General features: G+C 68.6%; 23 protein-coding genes. 19 read left to right on the top strand and 4 right to left on the bottom strand.

Annotated elements, in window-relative coordinates; all coding sequences use genetic code 11:
• Nucleotides 1-14: 14 nt before the first annotated feature.
• Complete coding sequence (locus BMY35_RS34505) at nucleotides 15-515, bottom strand: nucleoside deaminase (protein WP_093209203.1); 501 nt, start codon at nucleotides 513-515, stop codon at nucleotides 15-17.
• An 18-nt stretch (nucleotides 516-533) separates the two neighbouring features.
• Nucleotides 534-1,730 (bottom strand): glycerophosphodiester phosphodiesterase, encoded by a 1,197-nt coding sequence (locus tag BMY35_RS34510; RefSeq protein ID WP_093209206.1) that lies wholly within the window; start codon nucleotides 1,728-1,730, stop codon nucleotides 534-536.
• A 105-nt stretch (nucleotides 1,731-1,835) separates the two neighbouring features.
• Here BMY35_RS34510 and argE point away from each other — a divergent pair, with 105 nt between their 5' ends.
• The 11 genes from argE (at nucleotide 1,836) to BMY35_RS34565 (ending at nucleotide 15,183) form a co-directional block, all read left to right on the top strand.
• On the top strand, nucleotides 1,836-3,002 hold the full coding sequence (gene argE / locus BMY35_RS34515; RefSeq protein WP_093209208.1) for an acetylornithine deacetylase: 1,167 nt from the start codon (nucleotides 1,836-1,838) through the stop codon (nucleotides 3,000-3,002).
• Complete coding sequence (locus BMY35_RS34520; RefSeq protein WP_240652252.1) at nucleotides 2,977-4,260, top strand: DUF445 domain-containing protein; 1,284 nt, start codon at nucleotides 2,977-2,979, stop codon at nucleotides 4,258-4,260. The genes argE and BMY35_RS34520 overlap by 26 nt, the downstream gene beginning before the upstream one ends.
• Nucleotides 4,261-4,373: 113 nt before the next feature.
• Nucleotides 4,374-6,032, top strand: coding sequence for a hypothetical protein (locus BMY35_RS34525; RefSeq protein ID WP_093209212.1), 1,659 nt, complete (start codon nucleotides 4,374-4,376; stop codon nucleotides 6,030-6,032).
• Between the two features lie 136 nt (nucleotides 6,033-6,168).
• Entirely contained in the window at nucleotides 6,169-6,942 is a 774-nt protein-coding gene (locus tag BMY35_RS34530) for an MHYT domain-containing protein (RefSeq protein ID WP_093209214.1), read from the top strand.
• Nucleotides 6,943-7,039: 97 nt separating this feature from the next.
• Nucleotides 7,040-8,650 carry an acyl-CoA carboxylase subunit beta gene (locus tag BMY35_RS34535; RefSeq protein WP_093209217.1) on the top strand — a complete coding sequence of 537 codons (1,611 nt, stop codon included), beginning with the start codon at nucleotides 7,040-7,042 and terminating at the stop codon, nucleotides 8,648-8,650.
• On the top strand, nucleotides 8,647-10,602 hold the full coding sequence (locus BMY35_RS34540; RefSeq protein ID WP_093209219.1) for an acetyl/propionyl/methylcrotonyl-CoA carboxylase subunit alpha: 1,956 nt from the start codon (nucleotides 8,647-8,649) through the stop codon (nucleotides 10,600-10,602). The genes BMY35_RS34535 and BMY35_RS34540 overlap by 4 nt, the downstream gene beginning before the upstream one ends.
• A gap of 37 nt (nucleotides 10,603-10,639) precedes the next feature.
• On the top strand, nucleotides 10,640-11,542 hold the full coding sequence (locus BMY35_RS34545; protein WP_093209222.1) for an SDR family oxidoreductase: 903 nt from the start codon (nucleotides 10,640-10,642) through the stop codon (nucleotides 11,540-11,542).
• A gap of 52 nt (nucleotides 11,543-11,594) precedes the next feature.
• Entirely contained in the window at nucleotides 11,595-12,755 is a 1,161-nt protein-coding gene (locus BMY35_RS34550) for an acyl-CoA dehydrogenase family protein (RefSeq protein WP_093209224.1), read from the top strand.
• 7 nt (nucleotides 12,756-12,762) lie between these two features.
• A complete protein-coding gene (locus tag BMY35_RS34555) occupies nucleotides 12,763-13,926 on the top strand; it encodes an acyl-CoA dehydrogenase family protein (protein WP_093209227.1) in 1,164 nt (387 codons plus the stop codon).
• Nucleotides 13,927-13,999: 73 nt separating this feature from the next.
• The gene (locus BMY35_RS34560; RefSeq protein ID WP_093209229.1) at nucleotides 14,000-14,758 is read left to right on the top strand and encodes a slipin family protein; all 759 of its coding nucleotides are present in this window, start codon (nucleotides 14,000-14,002) and stop codon (nucleotides 14,756-14,758) included.
• A 122-nt stretch (nucleotides 14,759-14,880) separates the two neighbouring features.
• Nucleotides 14,881-15,183: a Dabb family protein gene (locus BMY35_RS34565; protein ID WP_093209232.1), complete on the top strand. Its 303-nt coding sequence runs from the start codon at nucleotides 14,881-14,883 to the stop codon at nucleotides 15,181-15,183.
• Here BMY35_RS34565 and BMY35_RS34570 read toward each other — a convergent pair.
• Nucleotides 15,168-16,097 (bottom strand): LysR family transcriptional regulator, encoded by a 930-nt coding sequence (locus tag BMY35_RS34570; protein ID WP_093209234.1) that lies wholly within the window; start codon nucleotides 16,095-16,097, stop codon nucleotides 15,168-15,170. The genes BMY35_RS34565 and BMY35_RS34570 overlap by 16 nt on opposite strands.
• Nucleotides 16,098-16,221: 124 nt before the next feature.
• On the opposite strand from BMY35_RS34570, the gene BMY35_RS34575 reads away from it, so the two are divergent.
• The 3 genes from BMY35_RS34575 to BMY35_RS34585 are packed head-to-tail and all read left to right on the top strand — an operon-like array spanning nucleotide 16,222 to nucleotide 20,344.
• Nucleotides 16,222-17,208, top strand: coding sequence for a Bug family tripartite tricarboxylate transporter substrate binding protein (locus BMY35_RS34575; RefSeq protein WP_093209236.1), 987 nt, complete (start codon nucleotides 16,222-16,224; stop codon nucleotides 17,206-17,208).
• Nucleotides 17,209-17,241: 33 nt separating this feature from the next.
• The gene (locus BMY35_RS34580) at nucleotides 17,242-18,918 is read left to right on the top strand and encodes a carboxylesterase/lipase family protein (protein ID WP_093209238.1); all 1,677 of its coding nucleotides are present in this window, start codon (nucleotides 17,242-17,244) and stop codon (nucleotides 18,916-18,918) included.
• A 28-nt stretch (nucleotides 18,919-18,946) separates the two neighbouring features.
• Nucleotides 18,947-20,344: a dipeptidase gene (locus BMY35_RS34585; RefSeq protein ID WP_093209241.1), complete on the top strand. Its 1,398-nt coding sequence runs from the start codon at nucleotides 18,947-18,949 to the stop codon at nucleotides 20,342-20,344.
• A gap of 19 nt (nucleotides 20,345-20,363) precedes the next feature.
• Here the strand turns inward: BMY35_RS34585 and BMY35_RS34590 are convergent, their stop codons facing one another.
• Nucleotides 20,364-21,635: a DEAD/DEAH box helicase gene (locus BMY35_RS34590; RefSeq protein WP_093209243.1), complete on the bottom strand. Its 1,272-nt coding sequence runs from the start codon at nucleotides 21,633-21,635 to the stop codon at nucleotides 20,364-20,366.
• 62 nt (nucleotides 21,636-21,697) lie between these two features.
• Between BMY35_RS34590 and BMY35_RS34595 the strand changes: the two genes are divergently transcribed.
• The 5 genes from BMY35_RS34595 to BMY35_RS34615 all read left to right on the top strand — a co-directional run.
• On the top strand, nucleotides 21,698-22,093 hold the full coding sequence (locus BMY35_RS34595; protein ID WP_093209245.1) for a translation initiation factor Sui1: 396 nt from the start codon (nucleotides 21,698-21,700) through the stop codon (nucleotides 22,091-22,093).
• Between the two features lie 7 nt (nucleotides 22,094-22,100).
• Entirely contained in the window at nucleotides 22,101-22,337 is a 237-nt protein-coding gene (locus BMY35_RS34600; RefSeq protein WP_093209247.1) for a DUF3820 family protein, read from the top strand.
• A gap of 191 nt (nucleotides 22,338-22,528) precedes the next feature.
• Entirely contained in the window at nucleotides 22,529-22,945 is a 417-nt protein-coding gene (locus tag BMY35_RS34605) for an RNA recognition motif domain-containing protein (RefSeq protein ID WP_093209250.1), read from the top strand.
• A gap of 197 nt (nucleotides 22,946-23,142) precedes the next feature.
• Nucleotides 23,143-23,631, top strand: coding sequence for a tripartite tricarboxylate transporter TctB family protein (locus BMY35_RS34610; protein WP_093209252.1), 489 nt, complete (start codon nucleotides 23,143-23,145; stop codon nucleotides 23,629-23,631).
• A gap of 13 nt (nucleotides 23,632-23,644) precedes the next feature.
• Nucleotides 23,645-23,824: tripartite tricarboxylate transporter permease (locus BMY35_RS34615; RefSeq protein WP_177213779.1), on the top strand; the 180-nt coding region annotated here is incomplete at its 3' end.

The raw sequence follows: 23,824 nt of genomic DNA on the forward strand, positions 1-23,824 counted from the left end.
GCGTGGGCCTTTACTCAGTGCCCGGCCGTCCAGAAGCCCACGTGCGGCGCTGCGGCTTCCTGCTCGAGCAGCGGCCCGACCACCTCGACGCGCCGCTGCCCGCGCGCGAAGACTTCGCGGCAGGGAAGCGAAAAGGTCGGGTTCTCGGGATGGTCGCCGGTCAGGCCGAGCAGCGCGTGTTCCGAGAGCGCGTAGACCACGCGCCCGATGTTGGTCCAGTAGATCGCGCCAGCGCACATGCAGCAGGGCTCGGCGCTGGTGAAGAGCGTGCAGCGCGCGAGTTCCTCGGGCGTGAGCAGCCGCGCGGCCTGCGCGGCCGCCACCAGTTCGGCGTGCTGCGTGGGGTCGCCCTCGGGCGGCATCGAGTTGTTGCCCGCGGTGACCACCACCTCGCCGTGCTCGTTGGCCACCAGCGCGGCGAAGGGATGGCGCCCGCGCGCCTTCGACTCGTCCGACAGGCGGATGGCCATGCGAAGCAGTTCGAGGTCGCGCGGGGACAGGTCGTCGGTGGTCATGCGCGGACGATACCCCGGTCAGCGGCCGATGCTCTTCAGGTAGTCGGCGCGCGCGGCCAGCGCGGTGTCGGTGAAGTCGGTGAACACGCCGTCCACGCCGAGCTTGTAGTACACGCCGTATTCGTTCTTGCCGTCCTTGTTGTAGTCGGAGGCCAGGCGGCGCGACTCGTTGCGGAAGGTGAAGGGGTGCACGAACAGGCCCGCCTTGTGCGCGTCGGCGATCAGCGAGGTGGGCGCCGTGGAGGTGGCGTCGGCGTCGTTGATCTTGCCGTCCTTGTTGACGTCCACCGGCTTGCCGTCGGCGCCGATCGTGCCCTTGATGCTCACGATGTAGCGCTTCCAGGGGCCGATGCCGTCGGCATAGGTCTTGATCTCGGCCAGGCCCGCGGGCGTGACCATGGCGTCGAAGTTGCGCTTGTCGCCGGCCTTGGTCCAGTCGTAGGGACGGTCGCTGGGCACCGCGAAGGTGACCGCGCCGGTCTTCAGGTCGACGCTGTCGCCGTCGATCAGCTGGATGAGCCTGGTGTTCAGGCCCTTGCTCTTCATGTACTTGAGGCTGCCCGGCTCGAAGGACTGCACGTAGATGGGCGCGGTCTTGCTGTTCCAGCCGGCCGCGTTGATGGCGGCGATGACCTTGTCTTCCATCGGCAGGCCGAGGTCGCGGAAGTAGGTCGGGTTCTTGGTCTCGGGGTAGATGGCGATGGTGCGGCCGGTTTCCTTCGACTTGGCCTTGGCGAAGTCGATGATTTCCTGGAAGGTCGGCACCTTGTACTTGCCGTTGAATTCCTGCGGGCGCTCGGCGTCGGTGGAGATGGCGCCCAGGGTCTTGATCTCGGCCAGCGTGAAGTCGTTGCTGAACCAGCCGGTCTGGGTTTCGCCGTCGACCTTGATGGTCTTCTTGCGCGAGGCGAAGCGGGGGTGCTTGGCCACGTCGGTGCTGATGGCGAGGTTGGGGTCGTGGCGGGCGATGAGCACGCCGTCCTTGGTGGAGATCAGGTCCATCTCGATCACGTCGGCGCCGAGTTCGATGGCGCGGGCATAGGCTTCGAGCGTTTCCTCCGGCAGATAGCCCGATGCACCACGATGGGCAATGACCAGCGGCGGCTTGCCATCCAGCGTCAGCAGCTTGCCACTGCTGGAGGGGCCTCCGGTGCTGCTGCAGGCTGCCAGGGCGATGGCGGCGGTTGCGGTCAGGGCGATCTGAAAGGTGCGCATGGTCCTTGTTTCTCCGTTCAAAAGAAGAGGCGCAGGGTACCCGTTTAGCGTGACAGCTTCGACCTCAGCGCGCGCATGGAGCCGACTTCCGGGAGAATGTGTTGCATGCTCCATACGCTTTCCCCCCAAAGCCTGCTGCTGGCCCAGACCCTGGTGCGCATGAACACCATCAGCGCCAACAGCAACCTCGAACTGATCGACTTCGCGCAGAGCCACCTCGCAGCCCTGGGCGTCAAGAGCCGCATCACCTACAACGCCGAACGCACCAAGGCGAACCTGTTCGCCACGCTGGGCGAGGGCAAGCCGGCCGGCGTGATCGTCTCGGGCCACACCGATACGGTGCCATGGGACGGGCAGGACTGGAGCGTCGACCCGCTGTCCGCCGTGGTGCAGAACGAGCGCCTCTACGGGCGCGGCTCGGCCGACATGAAGAGCTTCATCGCCATCGCGCTGTCGAACGCGAAGCGCTTCCTGGAAAGCGACGCCCCTTTCGCGGTGCACTTCGCCTTCAGCTACGAGGAAGAAATCGGCTGCTTCGGCGTGAAGGAACTCATCGCCGACATGCGCGATGCAGGCATCAAGCCTGTCGCCTGCATCGTGGGCGAACCCACCAGCATGGTGCCCGCCATCGCGCACAAGGGCGTGTACCGCTACAAGTGCTGCGTGCGCGGCAAGGAAGCGCACTCCTCGCTCACGCCGAAGTCGGTCAACGCCATCGAGATGGCGGCCCGAGTGATCGGCAAGGTGCGCGACATGGCCGAGGGCTTCGAGCGCAGCGAGCCGCGCTACGAGGGCTTCGACGTGCCCTTCAGCACCGCGAGCGTGGGCCAGTTCCACGGCGGCATCGCCGACAACGTGGTGCCGCGCGACGCCGAGTTCCGCTATGAATTCCGCGACCTTCCCACCGCCGATGCCGGGAAGATGCAGGCCGAGGTGGTCGCCTATGCGGGCAGCCTCGAGCCCGCGATGAAGAAGGTGGCGCCCGACACGGGCTTCAGCTTCGAGACCATCTGCGAGATCCCGAGCTTCCTCGGCGCGGCCGACAACCCCATCACCAAACTGGCGCAGCGCCTCGCCGGCGAAGAGCGCACCACGCTGGTGGCCTTCGGCACCGAAGCGGGTCTTTTCAAGAACGCCGGCATCCCCACCGTGGTGTGCGGACCAGGCAGCATCGAGCAGGCGCACCAGCCCGACGAATACGTGAGCCTCGAGCAGCTCGCGCGCTGCGAGCTGTTCATGGAGCGCCTTGCGTCCACGCCGAGCATTGGCTGACCGCGGCGACAACAACAACGACGCATCGCGGCGCATGAAGCGCGTCGCGCTCGGCCTGCTTTGCGGCGCCGCTCTGCTCTATGCGGTGGCGAGCGTGCTGCACGACCGGCATCCGGCCTGGGGCTACGTGGCGGCCTTCGCCGAGGCCGCGATGGTCGGCGCCATCGCCGACTGGTTCGCGGTGGTGGCGCTCTTTCGTCATCCGCTGGGCCTGCCGATTCCGCACACGGCCATCATCCCGAGCAACAAGGACCGCATCGGCGCCAAGCTCGCGGGCTTCATCTGCGACAACTTCCTGAGCACCGGGCAGGTGCTCGCCAAGCTGCGGCAGTTCGACGCAGCCGGCCGCATCGCCGACTGGCTCGCGCGGCCCGCCAGCGGCGAGAAGCTCGGCGAATGGGGCGTGGCCGCCACGCGCTACGGGCTCTCGGCCTTCGACGACGAGCGCGTGCGCGACTTCATGGGCCGCGCCGCCGCGGCAGGCCTCGCGAAGATCGACCTCTCGCGCCTCACCGGCCAGGCGCTGGACGCGCTCACCGCCGGCGGGCGCCACCAGGCGCTGCTCGACGACGTGCTGCAGCAGGTGGCCGGCCTGCTCGAAGGCGAGGAGGCGCAGGCCCACATCACCGAGGCCATCGCGCGCGAGATCAAGACGCTGCGCTACGTGGGCCTCGACCAGGTGGCCGCCAAGCTGGCCACGCGCAAGATCGTCGCGGCCGTGGCACGCACCATCGGCGAACTCGCGGCCGAGCCCGATCACCCGATGCGCAGGCGCTTCGACCACTTCGTCGACGACTTCGTGGTGCGCCTGAAGCTCGACCCCGAGTTCCAGCAGCGCGGCGAGCAGATCCGCGCCGAGCTGGTCGCGCACCCTGCCCTGGGCGACTACCTGCACGGGCTGTGGGGCGAGCTGCTGGCGTGGCTGCACGACGACCTGGGCCGCGGCGACTCGGCCATCCGCCAGCGCATCGCGTCGATGGCCGGCGCGTTGGGCACGCGGCTGCAGGGCGACGAGGCCATCCGCCGCTGGATCAACGAGCAGATCGAGGCGGCCGCGCCGCTGGCCATCGAGCGCTACCGCGAGGACATCCGCCGCTACATCGAGGAGCGCGTGGGCGAGTGGAACGCACAGGAGATGACGGTCGAGCTCGAGCGCCACATCGGGCGCGACCTGCAGTTCATCCGCATCAACGGCACGCTGGTGGGCGGGCTGGTGGGGCTGCTGATCCACACGGCCACGCAGCTGCTGCGCGGCTGAAGCCCGCGGGTAATCCACAGCGGACGAAAGTCCGCATCCTGTCCCCGGCGGGACTCCACGGCCCGGTCGGGCTCCTAGACTGCTTCGCGCATCAACAAGAGGAGACGCCAACCATGCCCCGTCGAAGCAGTCTCGGCGCCATTGCGCTGACCGCCACCCTCGCCCTGCTGGGCGCCTGCAGCAGCCTCTCGCCACCATCGGCCACCCGGCCCGCCTCGTGGGCCGCGCCCGAGGCGCTGGTCGCCCCGTCTGCCTTCATGGGCGTGCACGGGCTGGCCGTCGACGCGAAGGGCCGGCTGCTGGCAGGCTCCGTGCTCGGCAACACGATGTGGGAGGTAGACCGCAGCACCGGCGCGGCCAGGGTGTTCATCGACGCGCCCGAAGGCCAGGCGGACGACATCGCCGTCGGCCCGAAGGGCGAGCTGGCCTGGACCAACTACCTCATGGGCATCGTGCGCTACCGCGAGAGCGACACCGCTCCCATGCGCGTGCTGGCCAAGGACCTGCCCGGCATCAACTCGCTCGACTTCGACCGCCGCAACGGCAGGCTCTACGCCTCGCAGGTGTTCCTGGGCGACGCACTGTGGGAGATCGACCGCGAGGGCCAGAAGCCGCCCAGGCTCATCAAGAAGGACATGGGCGGCTTCAACGGCTTCGAGGCCGGCCCCGACGGCATGCTCTACGGGCCGCTGTGGTTCAAGGGCCAGGTCGTGAAGATCGATCCGGCGAACGGCAACATGACCGTGATCGCCGACGGCTTCAAGATCCCGGCCGCGGCCAACCTCGACGGCAAGGGCAACCTCTGGGTGGTCGACACGCGCAGCGGCGAGCTGGTGCGGGTGGAGCTGGCCACCGGCCGCAAGACGGTCGCGAAGCAGCTGCGGCCGTCGCTGGACAACCTGGCCATAGCCAAGGACACGCCCGACGGGACCATCTACGTCTCCAACATGGCGAACAACGAGGTGCAGGCCTTCAACCCGGCCACCGGCGAGCTGCGCACGCTCACCAGCGGCAAGGTGGCGGCGCCGGCCGGCATGAAGCTCGACGGCAACGACCTCTGGGTGGCCGACGTCTTCGGCTTCCGCCAGGTCGACGTGCGCACCGGCGAAGTGCGCGACGTGTTCCGCATGCAGCGCGACCCCGATCTCGACTATCCGTTCGCCGTCGGCCTCTCGCCGAAGCTCTTCGCGCTGACCTCGTGGTTCACGGGCTCGGTGCAGCTGGTGGACCGGCGCACCCTGAAGACGGTCGACACCATCCACGGCCTGAAGGCGCCCTTCGACGCCATCCCCATGCCGGACGGCAGCGTGATCTACGCCGAGATCGCCACCGGCAGCATCACCCGCGCCAGCGGGCCGAAATTCGCGCAGAAGTCAGTGCTCGCCAGCGGCCTGAACGGCCCGGTGCAGATGATCGTCGGCCGGGACGGCGCGCTCTACGTGACCGAGGCGGCCGGCAGGCTGCTGCGCATTCCGCTGGACGCCAGTTCGCCGCTGCGCGCGGTAGCCGAGGGACTGGCGTTGCCCGAGGGCGTGGCGCAGACGCCCTGGGGCAGCTTCGTCGTGGCCGAGAGCGCGGCGCGCCGGCTGGTGGAAATCGCGCCTGACGGCACGCGCCGCACCGTCGCCGAGAACCTGCCGATCGGCGTCGCGGCCGGCCCCGGACTGCCCCCGCCCTACGTGGTCACGGGTGTCGCCGTGGGCGGCGACGGCACGATCTACATGCCGGCCGATCGCAACAATGCGATATATCGAATCAGGCCGGTAAGGTAGCGTAACAATAAGTGTAAATTTCAGTTTACTTTTTAAAACAAACATTACAGACTGCGCGGGACGTCTTGCGGCGTCCCGTTCGCATCCGGCGACCGGGGGTCCGCGAAACGCTCTTTTGACCTGAAAGGGACATCGCATGACTCCGCTCGTCGTAGGCCAGATCCTGTCGCCCGAGTACTCCCTGGGCATGGTGGCGCTTTCCTTCCTCATCTCTTTCGCGGGCTCGCTGGTGGCCCTGATCTGCGCCGGCCGGATGGTCGGCGCGGACGGCAAGCCCAACCTCGCCGTCGTAACCTGCGCGGCGGTGGCGCTGGGCGGCATCGGCATCTGGTCGATGCACTTCATCGGCATGCTGGCGTACCGGCTGCCGGTGGCCATCTCGTACAACATGCCGCTGACGGTGGTGTCGCTGGTGGCGGCCATCCTGATCTCGGGCATCGCGCTCTACATGGCCGGCGGACGGCGCAAGTTCAGCAAGCCGGGCTGGCTCGCGGGCAGCCTGCTGGCGGGCCTGGGCGTGTGCGTGATGCACTACATGGGCATGTTCGCGATGAACATGCGCGCCTCGATGAACTTCGACCTGGCGACGGTCGGGCTGTCGGTGCTGATCGCCGTCACCGCGGCCGGAGCCGCCCTCTGGCTCGCCTTCAACCTGCGCAAGTTCACGCACAAGGTGGCGGCCGCCGCGGTGATGGGCGTGGCGGTCTGCACCATGCACTACGTGGGCATGAGCGCGGCCAGCATGGTCTGCACCGCCGCGGCGCCCGTCGACGCGCTGGCCATCGGCGGCAGCTACATGGGCCTCACGGTGTTCGGCACGGCCGGCGCGGTGCTGATCTTCATCTACTGGGTGGTCACAGGCAGCAGCCTCGACACCCCGGTCGCGCCCCGGCGCGCCCGCGCCGGCTGACCGCCCGACGGGTACCAGCCAGTAAGCGCAAGCGGGCGCCGCGCCCGCGTCCTAGAGTCCGTGCAGAGCGAAAAAAACGATCTGCACGGACTCTCACATGCCAGTCATCGAATCCCGGCTGCAAGCGGCCAGCGACACCTTCCGGGCCAACCGCGCCAGCATGCTGGCGCTGCTCGGCCAGGTGCGCGAGCACGAAGCCCGCGCCGTCGCGGCCTCCGGCGCCTCGGCCGAGCGCTTCGCCAGGCGCGGCCAGTTGCTGCCGCGCGAACGCATCGCGCTGCTGCTGGACACCGGCGCGCCCTTCCTGCCGCTGGCTTCGCTCGCGGGACTGGGGCAGGACAACCCCGATCTCTCGAAGAGCGTTCCCGGCGGCGGCCTGATCTCCGGCATCGGCTACGTGTCGGGCGTGCGCTGCATGGTCAATGCGTCGGATTCCGGCATCGATGCTGGCGCGCTGCAGCCCATGGGCCTGGACAAGCAGCTGCGCGTGCAGGAGATGGCCCTGGAGAACAGGCTGCCCTACGTGCAGCTCGTGGAAAGCGCCGGCGCCAACCTCATGCAGTACCGCGTGCAGGACTTCGTGCGCGGCGGCAACATCTTCCGCAACCTCGCACGGCTCTCGGCCGCAGGGCTGCCGGTGGTGACGGTGACGCACGGCTCATCGACCGCCGGCGGCGCCTACCAGACGGGGCTTTCCGACTACATCGTGATGGTGCGCGACCGCACGCGCGCCTTTCTCGCGGGGCCGCCGCTGCTGAAGGCAGCCACCGGCGAGATCGCCACCGAGGAAGAACTGGGCGGCGCCGTGATGCACACCCACGTCTCAGGCCTCGGCGACTACCTCGCGGAGGACGACCGCGACGCCATCCGCATCGCGCGCTCGATCCTCGGCGGCATCGACTGGGCGCGCGACGAAGAGCCGCGCCGGTTCGCGCCGCCGCGCTACGACGCCGAAGACCTGCTCGGCATCATGCCGAGCGACGGGCGGCGGCCGGTGGACATGCGCGAGGTCATCGCGCGCATCGCCGACGGCTCCGAGTTCCTGGAGTTCAGCGAGCACTACGGCAGCGCCACCGTCTGCGGCCACATCCGGCTCGAGGGGCACGCCGTGGGCATCATCACCAACAACGGCCCCATCGACTCCGACGGCGCCACCAAGGCCACGCACTTCATCCAGGCCTGCTGCCAGTCGCGCACGCCCATCGTCTACCTGCAGAACATCACCGGCTACATGGTGGGCCGCGCGCACGAGGAGGCCGGCATCATCAAGCACGGCGCGAAGATGATCCAGGCCGTGACCAACGCCACGGTGCCGCAGATCACGCTGCATTGCGGCGCCTCGTACGGCGCAGGCAACTACGGCATGTGCGGCCGGGGCTTCGCGCCGCGCTTCTGCTTCAGCTGGCCCAACGCGCGCACCGCCGTGATGGGCGGAGAGCAGGCGGCGAAGACCATGGCCATCGTGATGGAGGCCGGCATGGCGCGCAAGGGCGCGGTCGACCAGGCGAAGCTCGACGCGATGCAGCAGCAGATCGTCGAGCGCTTCGACCGGCAGATGAGCGTGTTCACCACCAGCGCGCTGCTGCTGGACGACGGCGTGATCGACCCGCGCGACACGCGCGCGGTGCTGGCCGAAGTGCTCTCGGTGTGCCGCGACGCCGACGCCCGCACGACGCAACCCATGCAGTTCGGGGTGGCACGTCCATGAGCAGCACCACCAGATTCCACAAGATCCTGATCGCCAACCGCGGCGAGATCGCGATGCGCGTGATGCGCACCGCCCGCGCCATGGGCCATCGCACGGTGGCCGTGTACTCCAGCGCCGACGCGAATGCCGAGCACGTGCGATTCGCCGACGAATCGGTGCACATCGGCGAGCCGCTGCCCGCACAGAGCTACCTGAACATCGCCGCGATCGTCGAAGCGGCGCGCACCAGCGGCGCCGACGCGGTGCACCCCGGCTACGGCTTCCTCGCCGAGAACGCCGCATTCGCGCAAGCCTGTCGCGACGCGGGCCTGGTCTTCATCGGCCCCTCGCCCGAAGCCATCCGCGCGATGGGCGACAAGGCCGGCGCCAAGCGGCTGATGCAGGCGGCGGGCGTGCCCTGCATTCCAGGCTACCAGGGCGAGGACCAGGGCGAACGCACGCTGGCGGCCGAGGCGGCACGCATCGGCTGGCCCGTGATGATCAAGGCCACGGCCGGCGGCGGTGGGCGCGGCATGCGGCTCGTCACTTCAGCCGCGAACTTCGCCGAGCAGCTGCGCAACGCGCAGTCGGAAGCGCTCAATGCATTCGGCGACGCCACCGTGATCCTGGAGCGCGCCATCGTCGCGCCGCGCCACGTCGAGGTGCAGGTGTTCGCAGACCGGCACGGCAATGCCATCCATCTCGGCGAACGCGACTGCTCGGTGCAGCGCAGGCACCAGAAGGTGATCGAGGAAGCGCCCTCGCCGGCGGTGTCCGAAGCGCTGCGCGAACGCATGGGCGCCACGGCGGTGGCGGCAGCGAAGGCCATCGGCTACGAAGGCGCGGGCACGCTCGAATTCCTGCTCGACGCCGAGGGCCAGTACTGGTTCATGGAAATGAACACGCGCCTGCAGGTGGAGCATCCGGTGACCGAGGCCGTGACCGGACTCGACCTGGTCGAGCTGCAGCTGCGCGTCGCCGCCGGCGAGCCGCTGCCTGTTGCGCAGCGGGACGTGCGCATCTCAGGCCACGCAATCGAGGTACGACTGTGCGCCGAAGATCCTCAGCAGGGCTTCATGCCGCAGAGCGGCACGCTGGCCGCATGGCGACCCTCCGCCGCGCTGCGCACCGAGCACGCGCTGCATGACGGCGCCGAAGTGCCGCCCTTCTACGACTCGATGATCGCCAAGCTGGTGGCCCACGGCCGCACGCGCGACGAGGCAAGGCAGCGGCTCGTCGCAGGCCTGCAGGACACGGTCGCGCTCGGCATTCCCACCAACCAGCAGTTGCTGCGGCGCGCACTGTCGCACGATGTCTTCGCAAGTGGCGGGGCGACCACCGCCTTCGTCGGCGACCATCTCGACGCGCTGCTCGCCGTCGATTCCGCGGACCAGGCACGCGCCGCGTTGCTCGCCGCGCTGCTGCTCCAGCTGGGCGAACGCGGCTGGCCCTCGCCGCTGGCCCACACGCTGCCCAACGCCCTGCGCTTCTCGCTCGACGGCAAGGTGCACGCGGTCCGCGTGACGCCGCGCGGCGCCGGCAGCTTCGACATCGCGCTGGACGGCAGCGATCCGGTGCGGCTCGCGCTGCTCGCACTGCCGGGCGACGGCAACCTTCGCTTCTCGTGCAACGGCGTATCCGCGCAGGCCTTCGTCGCGCGGCGCGACGGCCGCGTGTTCTTCCACCACGACGGGCAGGCGCACCAGCTGGACGATCTCACGCACGTCGCCGCCACCCGTGCGGACGACAGCGGCGGCGACGGCCTGCTGCGCGCCTCCATGAACGGCCGCGTGATCGCGCTGCTGGTGACCGAGGGCGACGCGGTCGCCGCGGGCCAGCCGATCGTCACGCTGGAAGCGATGAAGATGGAACACGTGCACTGCGCGCCGCGCGCCGGGCGGGTCGCCCTGCATGTCGCGGTGGGTGCGCAGGTGGCGGCGCGGCACGTGGTCGCGCAGGTCGCCGATGCATGACGGGACAAGCTCCCGCGTCTTTCCGAAAGCCAACCGCATGACTTCACCCTCCTCCCGCTACCGCTCCGTCTTCGCGCCCGGCCTGTTCGACGGGCAGGTCATCGTCGTCACCGGAGGCGGCTCCGGCATCGGCCGCTGCACCGCGCACGAACTCGCCTCTCTGGGCGCGCAGGTGGTGCTGGTCGGCCGCAAGCCCGAGAAGCTCGACGCGGTGCGCGCCGAGATCGAGGCTGCCGGCGGCAAGGCTTCCACGCAGGCCTTCGACATCCGCAACGAAGACGCGGTGCGTGCGGCAGTGGCGGCCATCGTTACGGAACACGGCCGCATCGACGGTCTCGTCAACAACGCGGGCGGCCAGTACATCACGCCGCTGCATGCGATCTCGGCCAAGGGCTGGGAGGCGGTGATCCACACCAACCTCACGGGCGGCTTCCTGGTCGCGCGCGAGTGCTACCTGCAGAGCATGCAGGCCAATGGCGGCGCCATCGTCAACATCGTGGCCGACATGTGGGGTTCCATGCCCAACATGGGCCACAGCGGCGCGGCGCGCGCGGGCATGGTGAGCTTCACCGAGACCGCCGCGCTCGAATGGGCCGCGAGCGGCGTGCGCGTGAACGCGGTGGCGCCGGGCTACATCGCGTCGAGCGGCATGGACCACTATCCGCCCGAGGCCGGCGACATGCTGCGCGCCATGCGCAAGACTGTGCCGGCCGGGCGCTTCGGCAACGAGGCCGAGACCTCGGCCGCCATCGTCTTCCTGCTGGGCCCGGCCGCGAGCTTCATCAGCGGCAGCGTGCTGCGCGTGGACGGCGCCCGCCCGCAGGTGCGCATGGGCTGGCCGATGGCGATTCCCGATGCACAGGCGCAGCAGCGCACGGCGGTGAAGCCCTTCGACGGCTTCCACCTGGCGCAGGCGCCGCGCGTGTTCCAGGACAAGTAGGGAACAACGAGAGAACAAGCGAACGAACGAAAGATCGACCGGAGACCAATTCATGCAGTACAGCCACGAACACCTCGAGATCCAGAAGACCCTGCGCCGCTTCATCGACGACGAGATCAACCCGCATGTGGACGAATGGGAGGCGGCCGAGATCTTCCCGGCGCACGAGGTCTTCAAGAAGCTCGGCAACCTCGGCATGCTCGGCCTGAACAAGCCAGAGGCCTTCGGCGGCGCGGGCCTGGACTATTCGTACGCGATGGCCATGGCCGAGGCGCTGGGCCACATCTCCTGCGGCGGCGTGCCGATGGCCATCGGCGTGCAGACCGACATGTGCACGCCCGCGCTCGCGCGCTTCGGCAGCGACGAGCTGCGCCGCGAGTTCCTCGCCCCCGCCATCGCCGGCGACATGGTCGGCTGCATCGGCGTGAGCGAGCCCGGCGCGGGCAGCGACGTGGCCGGTCTGAAGAGCCATGCGCGCAAGGACGGCGACGACTACCTCATCAGCGGCCAGAAGATGTGGATCACCAACAGCCTGCAGGCCGACTGGATGTGCATGCTGGTCAACACCAGCGACGGCCCCGTGCACCGCAACAAGTCGCTGGTGATGGTGCCGATGGACAGCCCCGGCATCGAGAAGGCGAAGAAGATCCGCAAGATCGGCATGGATTCGAGCGACACCGGGCTCATCTACTTCGACAACGTGCGCGTGCCGCAGCGCTACCGCATCGGCGAGGAAGGCCAGGGCTTCGTCTACCAGATGCAGCAGTTTCAGGAAGAGCGGCTGTGGGCCGCGGCGAGTTCGCTGGAATCGATGGAAGACTGCATCGCGCAGACCATCGAGTGGGCGCAGCAGCGTCAGATGTTCGGCGCCACGCTGGCCGACCAGCAGTGGGTGCAGTTCAAGCTGGCCGAACTCAAGACCGAGGTTGAAGCGCTGCGCGCGCTCACCTATCGCGCCTGCGACCTGCACGTGAAGGGCGAGGACGTGCTCGAACTCGCGTCGATGGCCAAGCTCAAGACCGGCCGGCTCACGCGGCAGGTGGCCGACACCTGCCTGCAGTTCTGGGGAGGCATGGGCTTCACGCTGGAGAACCGCGTGTCGCGGCTGTACCGCGACGGCCGGCTGGGCTCCATCGGCGGCGGCGCCGACGAGGTGATGCTCGGCATCCTCGCGAAGACCATGGGCATCGCCAAGCGGCCGCCGCGCGGCTGAGCACAACATGGACGCTGAACTGCAAGCCGACCGTGCTGCGCTCGCCGACACGGTGCGGCGCTTCGCCGAAAGCGAGATCGCGCCGCACGTGCAGGCATGGGACGACGCGGGCGAGTTTCCGCGCCCGCTCTACGCGCGAGCCGCCGAACTCGGGCTGCTGGGCTTGGGCTATCCGGAAGAACTCGGTGGCACGCCCGCCTCGTACTCGCTCAAGCTGCCCGCATGGATCGCGCTCGCGCGCCATGGCAAGAGCGGCGGCGTGCTCGCGAGCCTGTTCTCGCACAACATCGGCCTTCCGCCGGTGGTGCTGCATGCCGGCGACGCGGTGCGCCGCGAGGTCGTGCCGCCGGTGCTGTGCGGCGAGAAGATCGCGGCGCTGGCCATCACCGAGCCCGGCGGCGGCTCCGACGTGGCGGCCCTTCGCACGACGGCGCGGCTCGAAGGCGACCACTATGTCGTCAACGGCGAGAAGACCTTCATCACCTCCGGCATGCGCGCCGACTGGATCACCGTGGCCGTGCGCACCGGCGAGGGGCGCGGCGCCGGCGGCATCTCGATGCTGCTGGTGCCGGGCGACACGCCGGGCCTCACGCGCACGCGCCTCTCGAAGATGGGCTGGCTGTGCTCCGACACCGCCACGCTGCACTTCGACAACGTGCGCGTGCCCGCGCGCTACCTGCTCGGAAACGAAGGCGAAGGCTTCCGCATGATCATGGGCAACTTCAACGGCGAGCGCATCGGCCTCGCCGCGGGCGCTCTGGGCTTCTCGCAGGCCTGCCTCGACGAAGCCCTGGCCTGGGCGCGCGAGCGCAAGACTTTCGGCGCCGCGCTCGTCGAGCACCAGGCGGTGCGCCACAAGCTGGTCGACATGCAGATGCGCATCGCTTCCACCGAGGCGTGGATCGAGGCGGTGTCGGCCGAGGGCGACGCGCTCGAGGCGGCCGGGCGCCACAACGCGCCCGAATGGGTCGCGCAGATCTGCATGCTGAAGAACCACGCCACGCAGACCATGCAGTTCTGCGCCGACCAGGCGGTGCAGATCCTCGGCGGCATGGGCTTCATGCGAGGCACGGTGAGCGAACGCGTCTACCGCGAGGTCAAGGTGATGATGATCGGCGGCGGGGCCGAGGAGATCATGAAGGAGCTGGCGGCCCGGCAGATGGGCTGGTAGGCGCCGCGCGGAACGCCGCCGCGCGCCCGGTGTCCAACCATCCAGCGCTTTCGCTGGGTCGCAGGAGACCGTCATGCTCTCTCTCACCTCAGTCACCGGCGCCGTCATCGTGGTCCTGCTGGCGGTGCTGCTCTTTTCCGCGATCTGGATCTTCCGGGAGTACGAACGCGGTGTCGTCTTCACCCTCGGCCGCTTTTCGCGCGTCTCGGGGCCAGGCCTGGTGCTCGTGATTCCGGCCATCCAGCAGGTGGTGCGCGTGGATCTGCGCACCGTGGTGCTCGAAGTGCCCACCCAGGACGTGATCTCGCGCGACAACGTGTCGGTGAAGGTCAGCGCGGTCGTCTACTTCCGCATCATCGATGCCGAGAAGGCCATCATCCAGGTCAAGGACTTCTTCAACGCCACCAGCCAGCTGGCGCAGACCACCCTGCGCTCGGTGCTCGGCAAGCACCAGCTCGACGACATGCTGGCGGAGCGCGAGCAACTGAACCTCGACGTGCGCGAGTCGCTGGACGTGCAGACGGCCTCGTGGGGCATCAAGGTGTCGAACGTGGAGATCAAGCAGATCGACCTCACCGAATCTATGGTGCGCGCCATCGCGCGGCAGGCCGAGGCGGAACGCGAACGGCGCGCCAAGGTGATCCACGCCGAGGGCGAGCTGCAGGCGTCCGAGAAGCTCTCGCAGGCCGCGCGCGTGCTGGCGCAGGAGCCGCAGGCGATCCAGCTGCGCTACCTGGAAACGCTCACCGTCATCGGCGCCGACAAGAACACCACCATCGTGTTCCCGCTGCCGGTGGACCTGCTGGCGAGATTCCTGGCCAAGCCCGCCTGACGACGCGAAAGCGGAAAACTGTTCTTCACCGGCGCCGCGCGCGGCGTCTGGTGTTTCGTGCGCGGCGTGCCTACGATCGACCGCACGACTTTCGCTCCTTCATTTCCAGACAAGCCCGATCCATGTTCAAGCACATCGTGATGTGGAACCTGCGCGCCGATTCGCCGGCGCAGAAACAGCAGGCCACGCAGCTGCTCAAGCACAAGTTCGAATCGCTGCGCGGCCAGATCCCGGGCCTGCTGCACATGGAAGTGGGCATCGACTCGAGCCGCGTGGACTACGCCTGCGACGTGGTGCTCTACAGCGAGTTCGACAGCCAGGCCTCGCTGGACGGCTATGCCACGCATCCGGCGCACCTTCGCGTGCGGGAAGAGCTGGGCAATCTGAGGATCGCGCGGCATCAGGTGGATTACGCGGCCGACTGATCGGCACCCGCCTGCGCGAGCCCGACGCAGAACTCCCGCACCAGACGCAACGCAGGCGCTTCGGTCCGGCCTTCCAGCGTCACGAAGGCGAACTGCGCGCTGAGCCCCGCCGCGGGCTCCACCTTCAACTCGGCCAGATCGCCGTTGTCCTGCAGCGCACGGGTGGCCGCGAGCACTCCCAGGAAGATCGCATCGGTGCCGCGCACGGCCTCGATCAACGCACCGATGTCTTCCGACGACACATGCAGCCAGCGCTGCGGACTCGCGTCGCTGCCGTAGCGCTCCACCAGGATGCGCGCCACGTCGTCGCTGACCATCGTCGAGACCACCGGATAGCGCACCAGCTCGTCGAAGCGAACCGGCTTGCCGCGGCGCGACGCCAGCAACGGATGGCCGCGCCGGCAGACGAAGCCCGAGCGCAGTGTCGGCAGCACGTCGATGTGCAGGTCTTCGCGCGGCGACACCGCCCGGTATGTCAGCACCAGTGCATCGAGCGTGCGCGCTCGCAGCGCCGCCAGCTGCAGTTCGGGCCCGCCGCCATGCAGCTGCAGGCCCACGCGCGGATGGTTTCTCAGCATGTGGATCAGCAGCGGCGACGAGAACAACGCCCCGGGCGCCGCACCGAGCCCCAGCCGCACCACGCCTGCCTGCCCATCGGCCAGCAGCGCGGCGGCGCGCTTGAGCTCGTGCGTTTCCATCGAGATGCGCTTGGCGCGCGCCAGCACCATCGCGCCGAACGGCGTGAGTTCGTTGCGCTTGCCGACACGGTCGACGAGCTGCATGCCGAGCTCCTGCTCGAGCATCTGGATGCTGCGGCTGAGCGCCGGCTGCGTCAGGTGCACTTTCTCGGATGCGCGGCTGAAGGAGCCGGTTTCGGCGAGTGCGAGCAGGTGGTCGAGTTGCTGGAGGTTCATGGCGGGCCGTCCGTTGTCACATGCATGAGGCCTTCTCATGGTAATGACAAAAACAATGCATTGGACAGATAGAAGCCCGATTCCTAGCATCCATCGCGTACTACTTTGGACCAAGGAATTCCCCATGAAGCGGTTCGGTCGATGGCTCTGCGCGCTGGCTTTTCTAGGCTGCGGTGCCGCAGCGATGGCGCAGGCGCCCTACCCCTCGAAGGTCGTCACGATGATGGTTCCCTACCCGGCGGGCGCGGCGAGCGACTTCACCGCACGGGCGCTGAACGACCTGGTCGGCAAGGAGCTCGGCGGACAGGTGATCGTCGAGAACATCGGCGGTGCGACCGGCGCCATCGCCGCAGCCAAGGTGCTGGCGGCGCCGGCCGACGGCCACTACCTGTTCCAGGGCTCGCCCAACGAGCTGATCCTTTCGGGGCTGGTCAACAAGAGCACGCGCTACAAGCCCGAGGACTTCCAGTGGATCGCACCGGTGGCCACCTCGCCGCTGGTGCTGGTGGTCAACAGCCAGCTGCCGGCCCATTCGCTCGATGAGTTCGTGGCACTGGCGCGCTCGCGCAAGGACGCGCCGCTGAGCTACGGCACTCCGGGCCCGGGCACGCTCTACCACCTGCTGGGCGAACTCTTCACCAGGCGCACGGGCGCGCCCGTCACGCACGTGCCCTACAAGGGCGGCGCGCCCATCATCCAGGACCTGATCGGCGGGCAGATCGACTTCGCCTTCATGCCCTACCAGGCCTTCTACGCCGACTACGTGAAGCAGGGACGCCTGCGCGTGATCGGCTCGCTGTCGCCCGGCAGGCGGCTGCCCGCGCCCTTCGACACGCTGCAGAGTAGCGCGCAGAGCAAGGACATGAAGGACTTCGACTTCGGCATCTGGACCTCCTACATGGTGCGCAAGGGCACGCCGCGGCCCGTGGCCGAGCGGCTCAACGCCGCGATCGCCGCCGCGCTGAAGAACCCGCAGGCGCGCGCGCAGCTGGAATCGCAGGCCAAGACCGTCTTCGAGCCGATGAGCCTCGAGGCAGGCGAGAAGTTCTATGCGGCCGAGATCGCGCGCTACCGCGACCTCGTCAAGACCATCGGCTACGAGTCGCCCTGAGCCCTGTTTCCTTTCAGAAGAAGAGGTGCATCCATGAAGACGAGACAAATCAACGGACTGGTGCTGACGATCGCGCTGTCGCTCTCGGCGTGCGGCGGTGGCGGCAGCGGCGCGGGGGTCGGCGGCGGCGTCGCGCTGCCGCCGGCCGCAAGCCCCGCACCGGTGGCACCCGCACCTGCGCAGGACGACCTCACGGTCGCGGTCACCACCGAAGGAAAGGTCGCCGGCAATGCGGGTGACGGCATCGTGTCGTTCCTCGGCATTCCCTACGCACAGCCGCCGGTGGGCGCACTGCGCTGGGCACCGCCGCAGCCGCCGGCCGCCCGCGCGGCGACGTTGCAGGCCAAGGCCTTCGGCAGCGCATGTCCGCAGGCGCCCGGCGCAGTGTCGTCGCCGATCGCCGAAGACTGTCTCTACCTGAACGTGTGGAAACCGGCGGGAACGAAGGCCGGCGACAAGCTGCCGGTGATCTTCTACATCCACGGCGGCGCGTTCACGCTGGGTTCGGGCGAGATGGGCCCGAGCCCGCTGGCGAGCCGCGGCGTGGTGGTCGTCAGCATCAACTACCGGCTCGGCGCGCTCGGCTATCTCGCGAACAAGGCGCTGCGTGCGGCCAACAAGGACGGCAGCCTCGGCAACTTCGCCGTGATGGACCAGCTTGCCGCGCTCGGCTGGGTGCAGAGGAACATCGCGGCCTTCGGCGGCGAAGCGGGCAACGTCACGCTGTGGGGCACCTCGGCGGGCGCGACGCAGAGCTTCTCGCTGCTGCAGTCGCCGAAGGCCAGGGGGCTGTTCCAGCGCGCGGTGATGCAGAGCGGCGGCGCGGCCGAGTATTCGAATCCAAGCATGGACACCTCGCTGGCGGTGGGAGACACCGCCGTGCAGAACCTCGGGTGCGGCGGTGCCACCGACGTGGTGGCCTGCCTGCGCGCGCTGCCGGTATCCGCGCTGCTCGCGCAGGGCGGACTCAAGTGGCGGCCCACGGTGGACGCGCAGGTCATCACCCAGGTGCCCGCGCGCGCGTTCGCGACCGGCAACTTCAATCAGGTGCCCGTGATGATCGGCGGCGTGCACGACGAGGGCACGCTGTTCGTCGACACGAAGCTGAGCGCAGCCTACTACCCGCTGTACCTGCGCGGTCTCGCGCCTGCCGGCTACGACACCACGGCCATCGAGGCGGCCTATCCGATCGGCAACTACGCCGTGCCGGCGCAAGGCATCGCGCGAGCCATGGGCGACGCGATGTACGCCTGCGGCAACAGCGCGCGGCGCGATGCGCTCGCGGCGTGGGTGCCGGTGTACGGCTGGGAGATGACCGATCCGCAGCTGTCGTTTCCATCGAGCCCCACGGCCTTCTACTACGGCACGGCACACGGCATGGACAGCTACTACCTGACCGGCACGGTCGACTCGCTGCCCACCTACCCCTACTTCGATCAGGGCAGCACCACGCCCGACGCGGCCACCACGGCGCAGCGCAAGGCGCTGTCGACGCAGATGGTCGCGTACCTCCTCAACTTCGCGAAGAACGGCGACCCGAACGGCGACGGCCGCAACGTCGCGACGCGCTGGCCGCGCTCCATGGGCCCTTCGGACCGGGCGCTGATGGAGTTCACCTACCCGGCCATCAAGACATCGAGCAACGCGTTCGAGCACGCCCACAAGTGCGACACGCTCTGGGGACCCGACGTGTTCCCGCCGATGTACTGACCGAAGAACGAACCGCATCGACCCACTCATGAACGAACGACACGTCATCGACCACCTCGACGCCCGCCAGCCGGAGATCGTGGACTGGCTCAAGGCCTTCCTGCGCATTCCGAGCGTGAGCGCCGACCCGTCCTTCGCGCCGCACATGCACGAGGCGCGGCGCTTCCTCCTCGAGCGGCTGCAGCGGATCGGCCTGTCCGGCGTGCGCCTGCTCGACGGCGGCGGCGAGCCCGCCGTGTACGGCGAATGGAACGGCGCGCCCGGCCAGCCCACGCTGATGGTGTACGGCCACTACGACGTGCAGCCGGCCGATCCCCTCGACCAGTGGCACACGCCGCCGTTCGAGCCGGCGGAGATGGACGGTCGCCTCTACGGGCGCGGCACGTCCGACGTGAAAGGCTCGACCGCGATCGCGCTCGAGGTGATCGCCTCGTTCCTCGCGGTGCAGGGACGCTGCCCGGTGAACATCAAGGTGTTCCTCGAAGGCGAGGAGGAAACGGGCAGCCCGTCGCTGCGAACCATCGTCGAACGCCACCGCGAGATGCTGCAGGCCGACGCGGTGCTGTCCGCCGACGGCGGGCGTGCGAGCGCGGACGTGCCGACGATCAACACCGGCGCCCGTGGCAACGCGCAGCTGGAGGTGCGGCTGCGCACCGCGCACAAGGACCTGCATTCGGGCCGCTACGGCGGCGGCGTGCGCAATGCGCTGCACGAGATGGCGCGGCTGGTCGCTTCGCTGCACCACCCCGATGGCGGCGTTGCGGTCGAAGGCTTCCATGACGGCGCCGCGTCGCCCACGGAAAGACAGCGCGCAGACACCGCTGCGTTCCCGTACGACGAGGCCGCGTTCTTCTCGGACGTCGGCGGCAGCGCGCACGGCGAGCCCGGCTACACCGCGCGCGAACGCATCACGCTGCGTCCCGCGCTCGACGTCAACGGCCTGTGGGGCGGCTACACGGGCGGCGGCGGCAAGACCATCGTGCCCTGCGAGGCGCAGGCCAAGCTCACCACGCGCGTCGTCGCGGGGCAGGACCCGCGCGCCGTGATCCACGCGGTGCTGCACCACTTGCAGCGGCACTGCCCGCCGGGCTGCACGCTCGACGTGGTGGCAATGAACGACGGCTCGCCCGCCTCCACCCTCGCGCCGCACCATCCGCTGGTGAGCGCGGCCGAGGCTGTACTGGAGCGCGAGAGCGGCCGGCGCCCCATCCACGTGCGGCTAGGCGCCAGCGTGCCGGTGACGGCGATCTTCAAGGAGATGCTGGGCATCGACACGCTGATGTTCGGCTTCAACCTGCCCGACGAAGACGTGCATGCGCCGAACGAGTTCTTCAGGCTGGCGTCGATCCGGCAAGGGACGCGGGCGTGGACGCTGCTTCTCGCGGAACTGGCGAAGCATCCGCCTGCGTCTTTTCACGTCGGCTGACGCCCGGCGAGGGATTTCTTCAGGGCTCTTCGCCGTCGCGCGGCTGCGCTGCCTTCGCAGCCGCCGCCCGCAGCTTGTCCTTCTTGCTCGGCCGCTTGCCCTTGATGCCCCCCGTGCCCGACGCGTCGACCAGCGGCGGCGCCACCTCCACCGGCTCGAAGCCCTCGACTCGCTCGCGCGGCAGCTTCAGGCCGTGGCGTTTCTCGATCACCCTGAAGTGGGCCTCCGTCGATGCGCTCACGAAGCTGATGGCCAGGCCGCTCTCGCCGGCGCGGCCGGTGCGGCCGATGCGGTGGATGTAGTCGGCGGGCGAGCGCGGCAGGTCGTAGTTGATGACCACGGGCAGCTGGGCGATGTCGATGCCGCGCGCCGCGAGGTCGGTGGCGATCACCACGTCCCAGCGGCTCTGCTTGAACTGAGAGAGGATGTCGGTGCGCGTGCGCTGCGCGATGTCGCCGTGGAAGGGCACGGCGTAGATGCCGTTCCTGTAGAGCTTCTCGGCCACGGTCTGTGCGGCGTGCTGCGTGGCGACGAAGACCAGCACGCGGCCCCATTCGTCCTCGTGCTGCTTCAGCAGGTGGCGCAGCAGCTGGGTGCGGCGGCCGGGGTCGACCTCGATCACGCGCTGCACGATGTCGGGCGCGGTGCCGGGTTCGCCCTGCACGTCGACTACCGCCGGGTCGTGCAGCATGCCGTCGGCCAGCGCCTGGATGGCACCCGGGAAGGTGGCCGAGAACAGCAGGTTCTGGCGCCGCTTCGGCAGCAGTTCGAGGATGCGGCCGAGTTCGTCGGCGAAGCCCAGGTCGAACAGGCGGTCGGCCTCGTCGAGCACGAGCATGGCCACGCCGTCGAGCTTCAGCGCGTTGTGGTCCGCCAGGTCGAGCAGCCGGCCCGGCGTGGCGACGACGATGTCGGCGCCGCCGCGCAGGCTCATCATCTGCGGGTTGATCGACACGCCGCCGAATGCGACGACGATCTTCGGGCGTTCGGGCAGGTTCTGGGCCAGGTCGTGCATGGTCTCGCCGACCTGGGCCGCGAGTTCGCGCGTGGGAACGAGCACCAGGGCGCGCACGCGGCGCGCGCCGCGAGGCCGGTCGGCCCCCAGGCGCTGCAGCAGCGGCAGTGAGAATGCGGCGGTCTTTCCGGAACCGGTCTGCGCCGAGCCCCGCACGTCGCGACCTTGCAGAATCGCGGGAATGGCCGCGGCCTGGATGGCGGTCGGCGCGGCATAGCCGCGGCGGGCGGCGGCCTGCACGAGCGCGGGGGACAGACCCAGTGAGTCGAATGGCATGTGAGCGGACAGAAGGATCAACCCCAGGGTAGATGGATGGACAGAGAAGAGAGACGTATCGGATGTCGACGATGAAACAGCAGCAGCGCAGCAATCAGTCCGGCAGCACGCTGGTGTATTCCACCGAGGCGGGCGGCCGCATGTGCCCCGGTTGCGGGGAGCCCGTGGCCCGATGCCGCTGCAAGGAGTTCGCGAGCCAGGCCCGCGCGCCGGCCACCGACGGCATTGTGCGTGTATCCCACGAGACCAAGGGCAGAAAAGGCAAGGGCGTGACGGTGGTCAAGGGCGTTGCGCTCGACGCGGCGGCGCTGCTGACGCTGGGAAAGCAGCTGAAGACGGCCTGCGGCTCGGGCGGCACGGTGAAGGACGGCACCATCGAGATCCAGGGCGACCATCGCGAGACGGTGATCGCCGCGCTCTCGAAGCTGGGCCACACGGTCAAGCGCGCGGGAGGCTGAGCAGAAGATGAATCCCGAAGACCTGCAGCGACTGGTGACGCTCGAAATGCCCTTCGGCAAGTACAAGGGCACGCTGATTGCCGATTTGCCCGGCAATTACCTGAGCTGGTTTGCACGCGAGGGTTTTCCCTCGGGAGAAATTGGCAGATTGCTCGCGTTGATGCATGAAATAGACCACAACGGGCTTTCCGGCCTGCTGAAACCGTTGCGAAACCGCCCTTCAGGCCCGGGAGTTACCCGATGAAGCACGATTTCGCCGCAATTTTTGCAAATCGGGCCGGATAATCCCTGCTACGTGTCAGTGGGCCCCCGCGGCTCCCGTGCACGTAATTCGGTGATCGGTCAGTTTCGCGCCACAGCGCAGTTCTTGTTTGTTGTGATTCTGGGACTCCATCGCTTTTTGTTTTTTTGTTGGTTTGAATCAGGAGTCCCTTGATGGGCAAGAAACTTTACGTGGGCAATCTCGCCTATTCGGTCCGTGACAACGATCTCGAGCAAGCCTTCGGCGAATTCGGCTCGATCGTCAGCGCAAAGGTCATGATGGAACGTGACACCGGCCGTTCGAAGGGCTTCGGCTTTGTCGAAATGGGCACGGATGCCGAAGCACTCGCAGCCATCGAAGCCATGAACGGCCAGCCCCTGCAGGGCCGCGCCCTGACGGTGAACGAAGCCCGTCCGATGGAAGCCCGCCCCCCCCGCAGCGGTGGTGGCGGCTACGGTGGTGGTGGCGGCGGCGGCTACGGTGGCGGCGGCCGCAGCGGTGGTGGCGGCTACGGCGGCGACCGCAGTGGCGGCGGCGGTTACGGTGGCGGCGGTGGTGGCTACGGCGGCGGTGGCCGCGGCGGCTACTGAGCCCTCCCCCTCCTGCCTCCAGGGCCTTCGGGCCCTTGAATGAAAAAAGCTCCTTCGGGAGCTTTTTTTATTGGGGAAAACGCCCGAACCGGGAAGAACCCTTGCCCTGCGGTACGCATTTGTTCGTACCGCGCTGGTCAGCCAACGGTCAGCCCCGCGGATCGACCCTCATTCCTCCATAACAAGAGGAGCGAGACATGCGGATAAAGAGTCAGGCGGACTTCTTTTCAGGAGTCATGTTCACCACCGTGGGCGGCGCCTTCGCCATCGGCGCCACCACCTACACCATCGGCGACGGCGCCCGCATGGGGCCGGGCTACTTCCCGCTGATGCTGGGCATCCTGCTGGCGGTGCTGGGCGCGATCATCATGTTCCAGGCGATGGTGGTCGAGACCAACGACGGCGACCCCATCGGCAAGTGGGCCTGGAAGCCGCTGGCCTTCGTGCTCGGAGCGAACCTGGCCTTCGGCGTGCTGCTGGGCGGACTGCCCAGCATCGGGCTGCCGGCGATGGGGATGATCATCGCGATCTACGCGCTCACGATCATCTCGAGCATGGCGGGCGAGCACTTCAAGCTGCGCGACGTGCTGATCCTCGCGACCATCCTGGCGGCCGGCAGCTACGTGGCGTTCATCTGGGCGCTGAAGCTGCAGATCCAGGTGTGGCCCACCTTCATCTCGGGCTGAGGAGCACACCGCCATGGAACTCTTCCACAACCTCGCGACCGGCTTCGGCGTCGCGTTCACCTTCACCAACCTGCTGTACTGCCTGATCGGCTGCATCCTGGGCACGCTGATCGGCGTGCTGCCGGGCATCGGCCCGGTCGCGACCATCGCGATGCTGCTGCCGGCAACCTACGCGCTGCCGCCGGTTTCGGCG

Source organism: Variovorax sp. YR750 (genome assembly GCF_900109805.1).
GTDB classification, from domain to species: domain Bacteria; phylum Pseudomonadota; class Gammaproteobacteria; order Burkholderiales; family Burkholderiaceae_C; genus Variovorax; species Variovorax gossypii.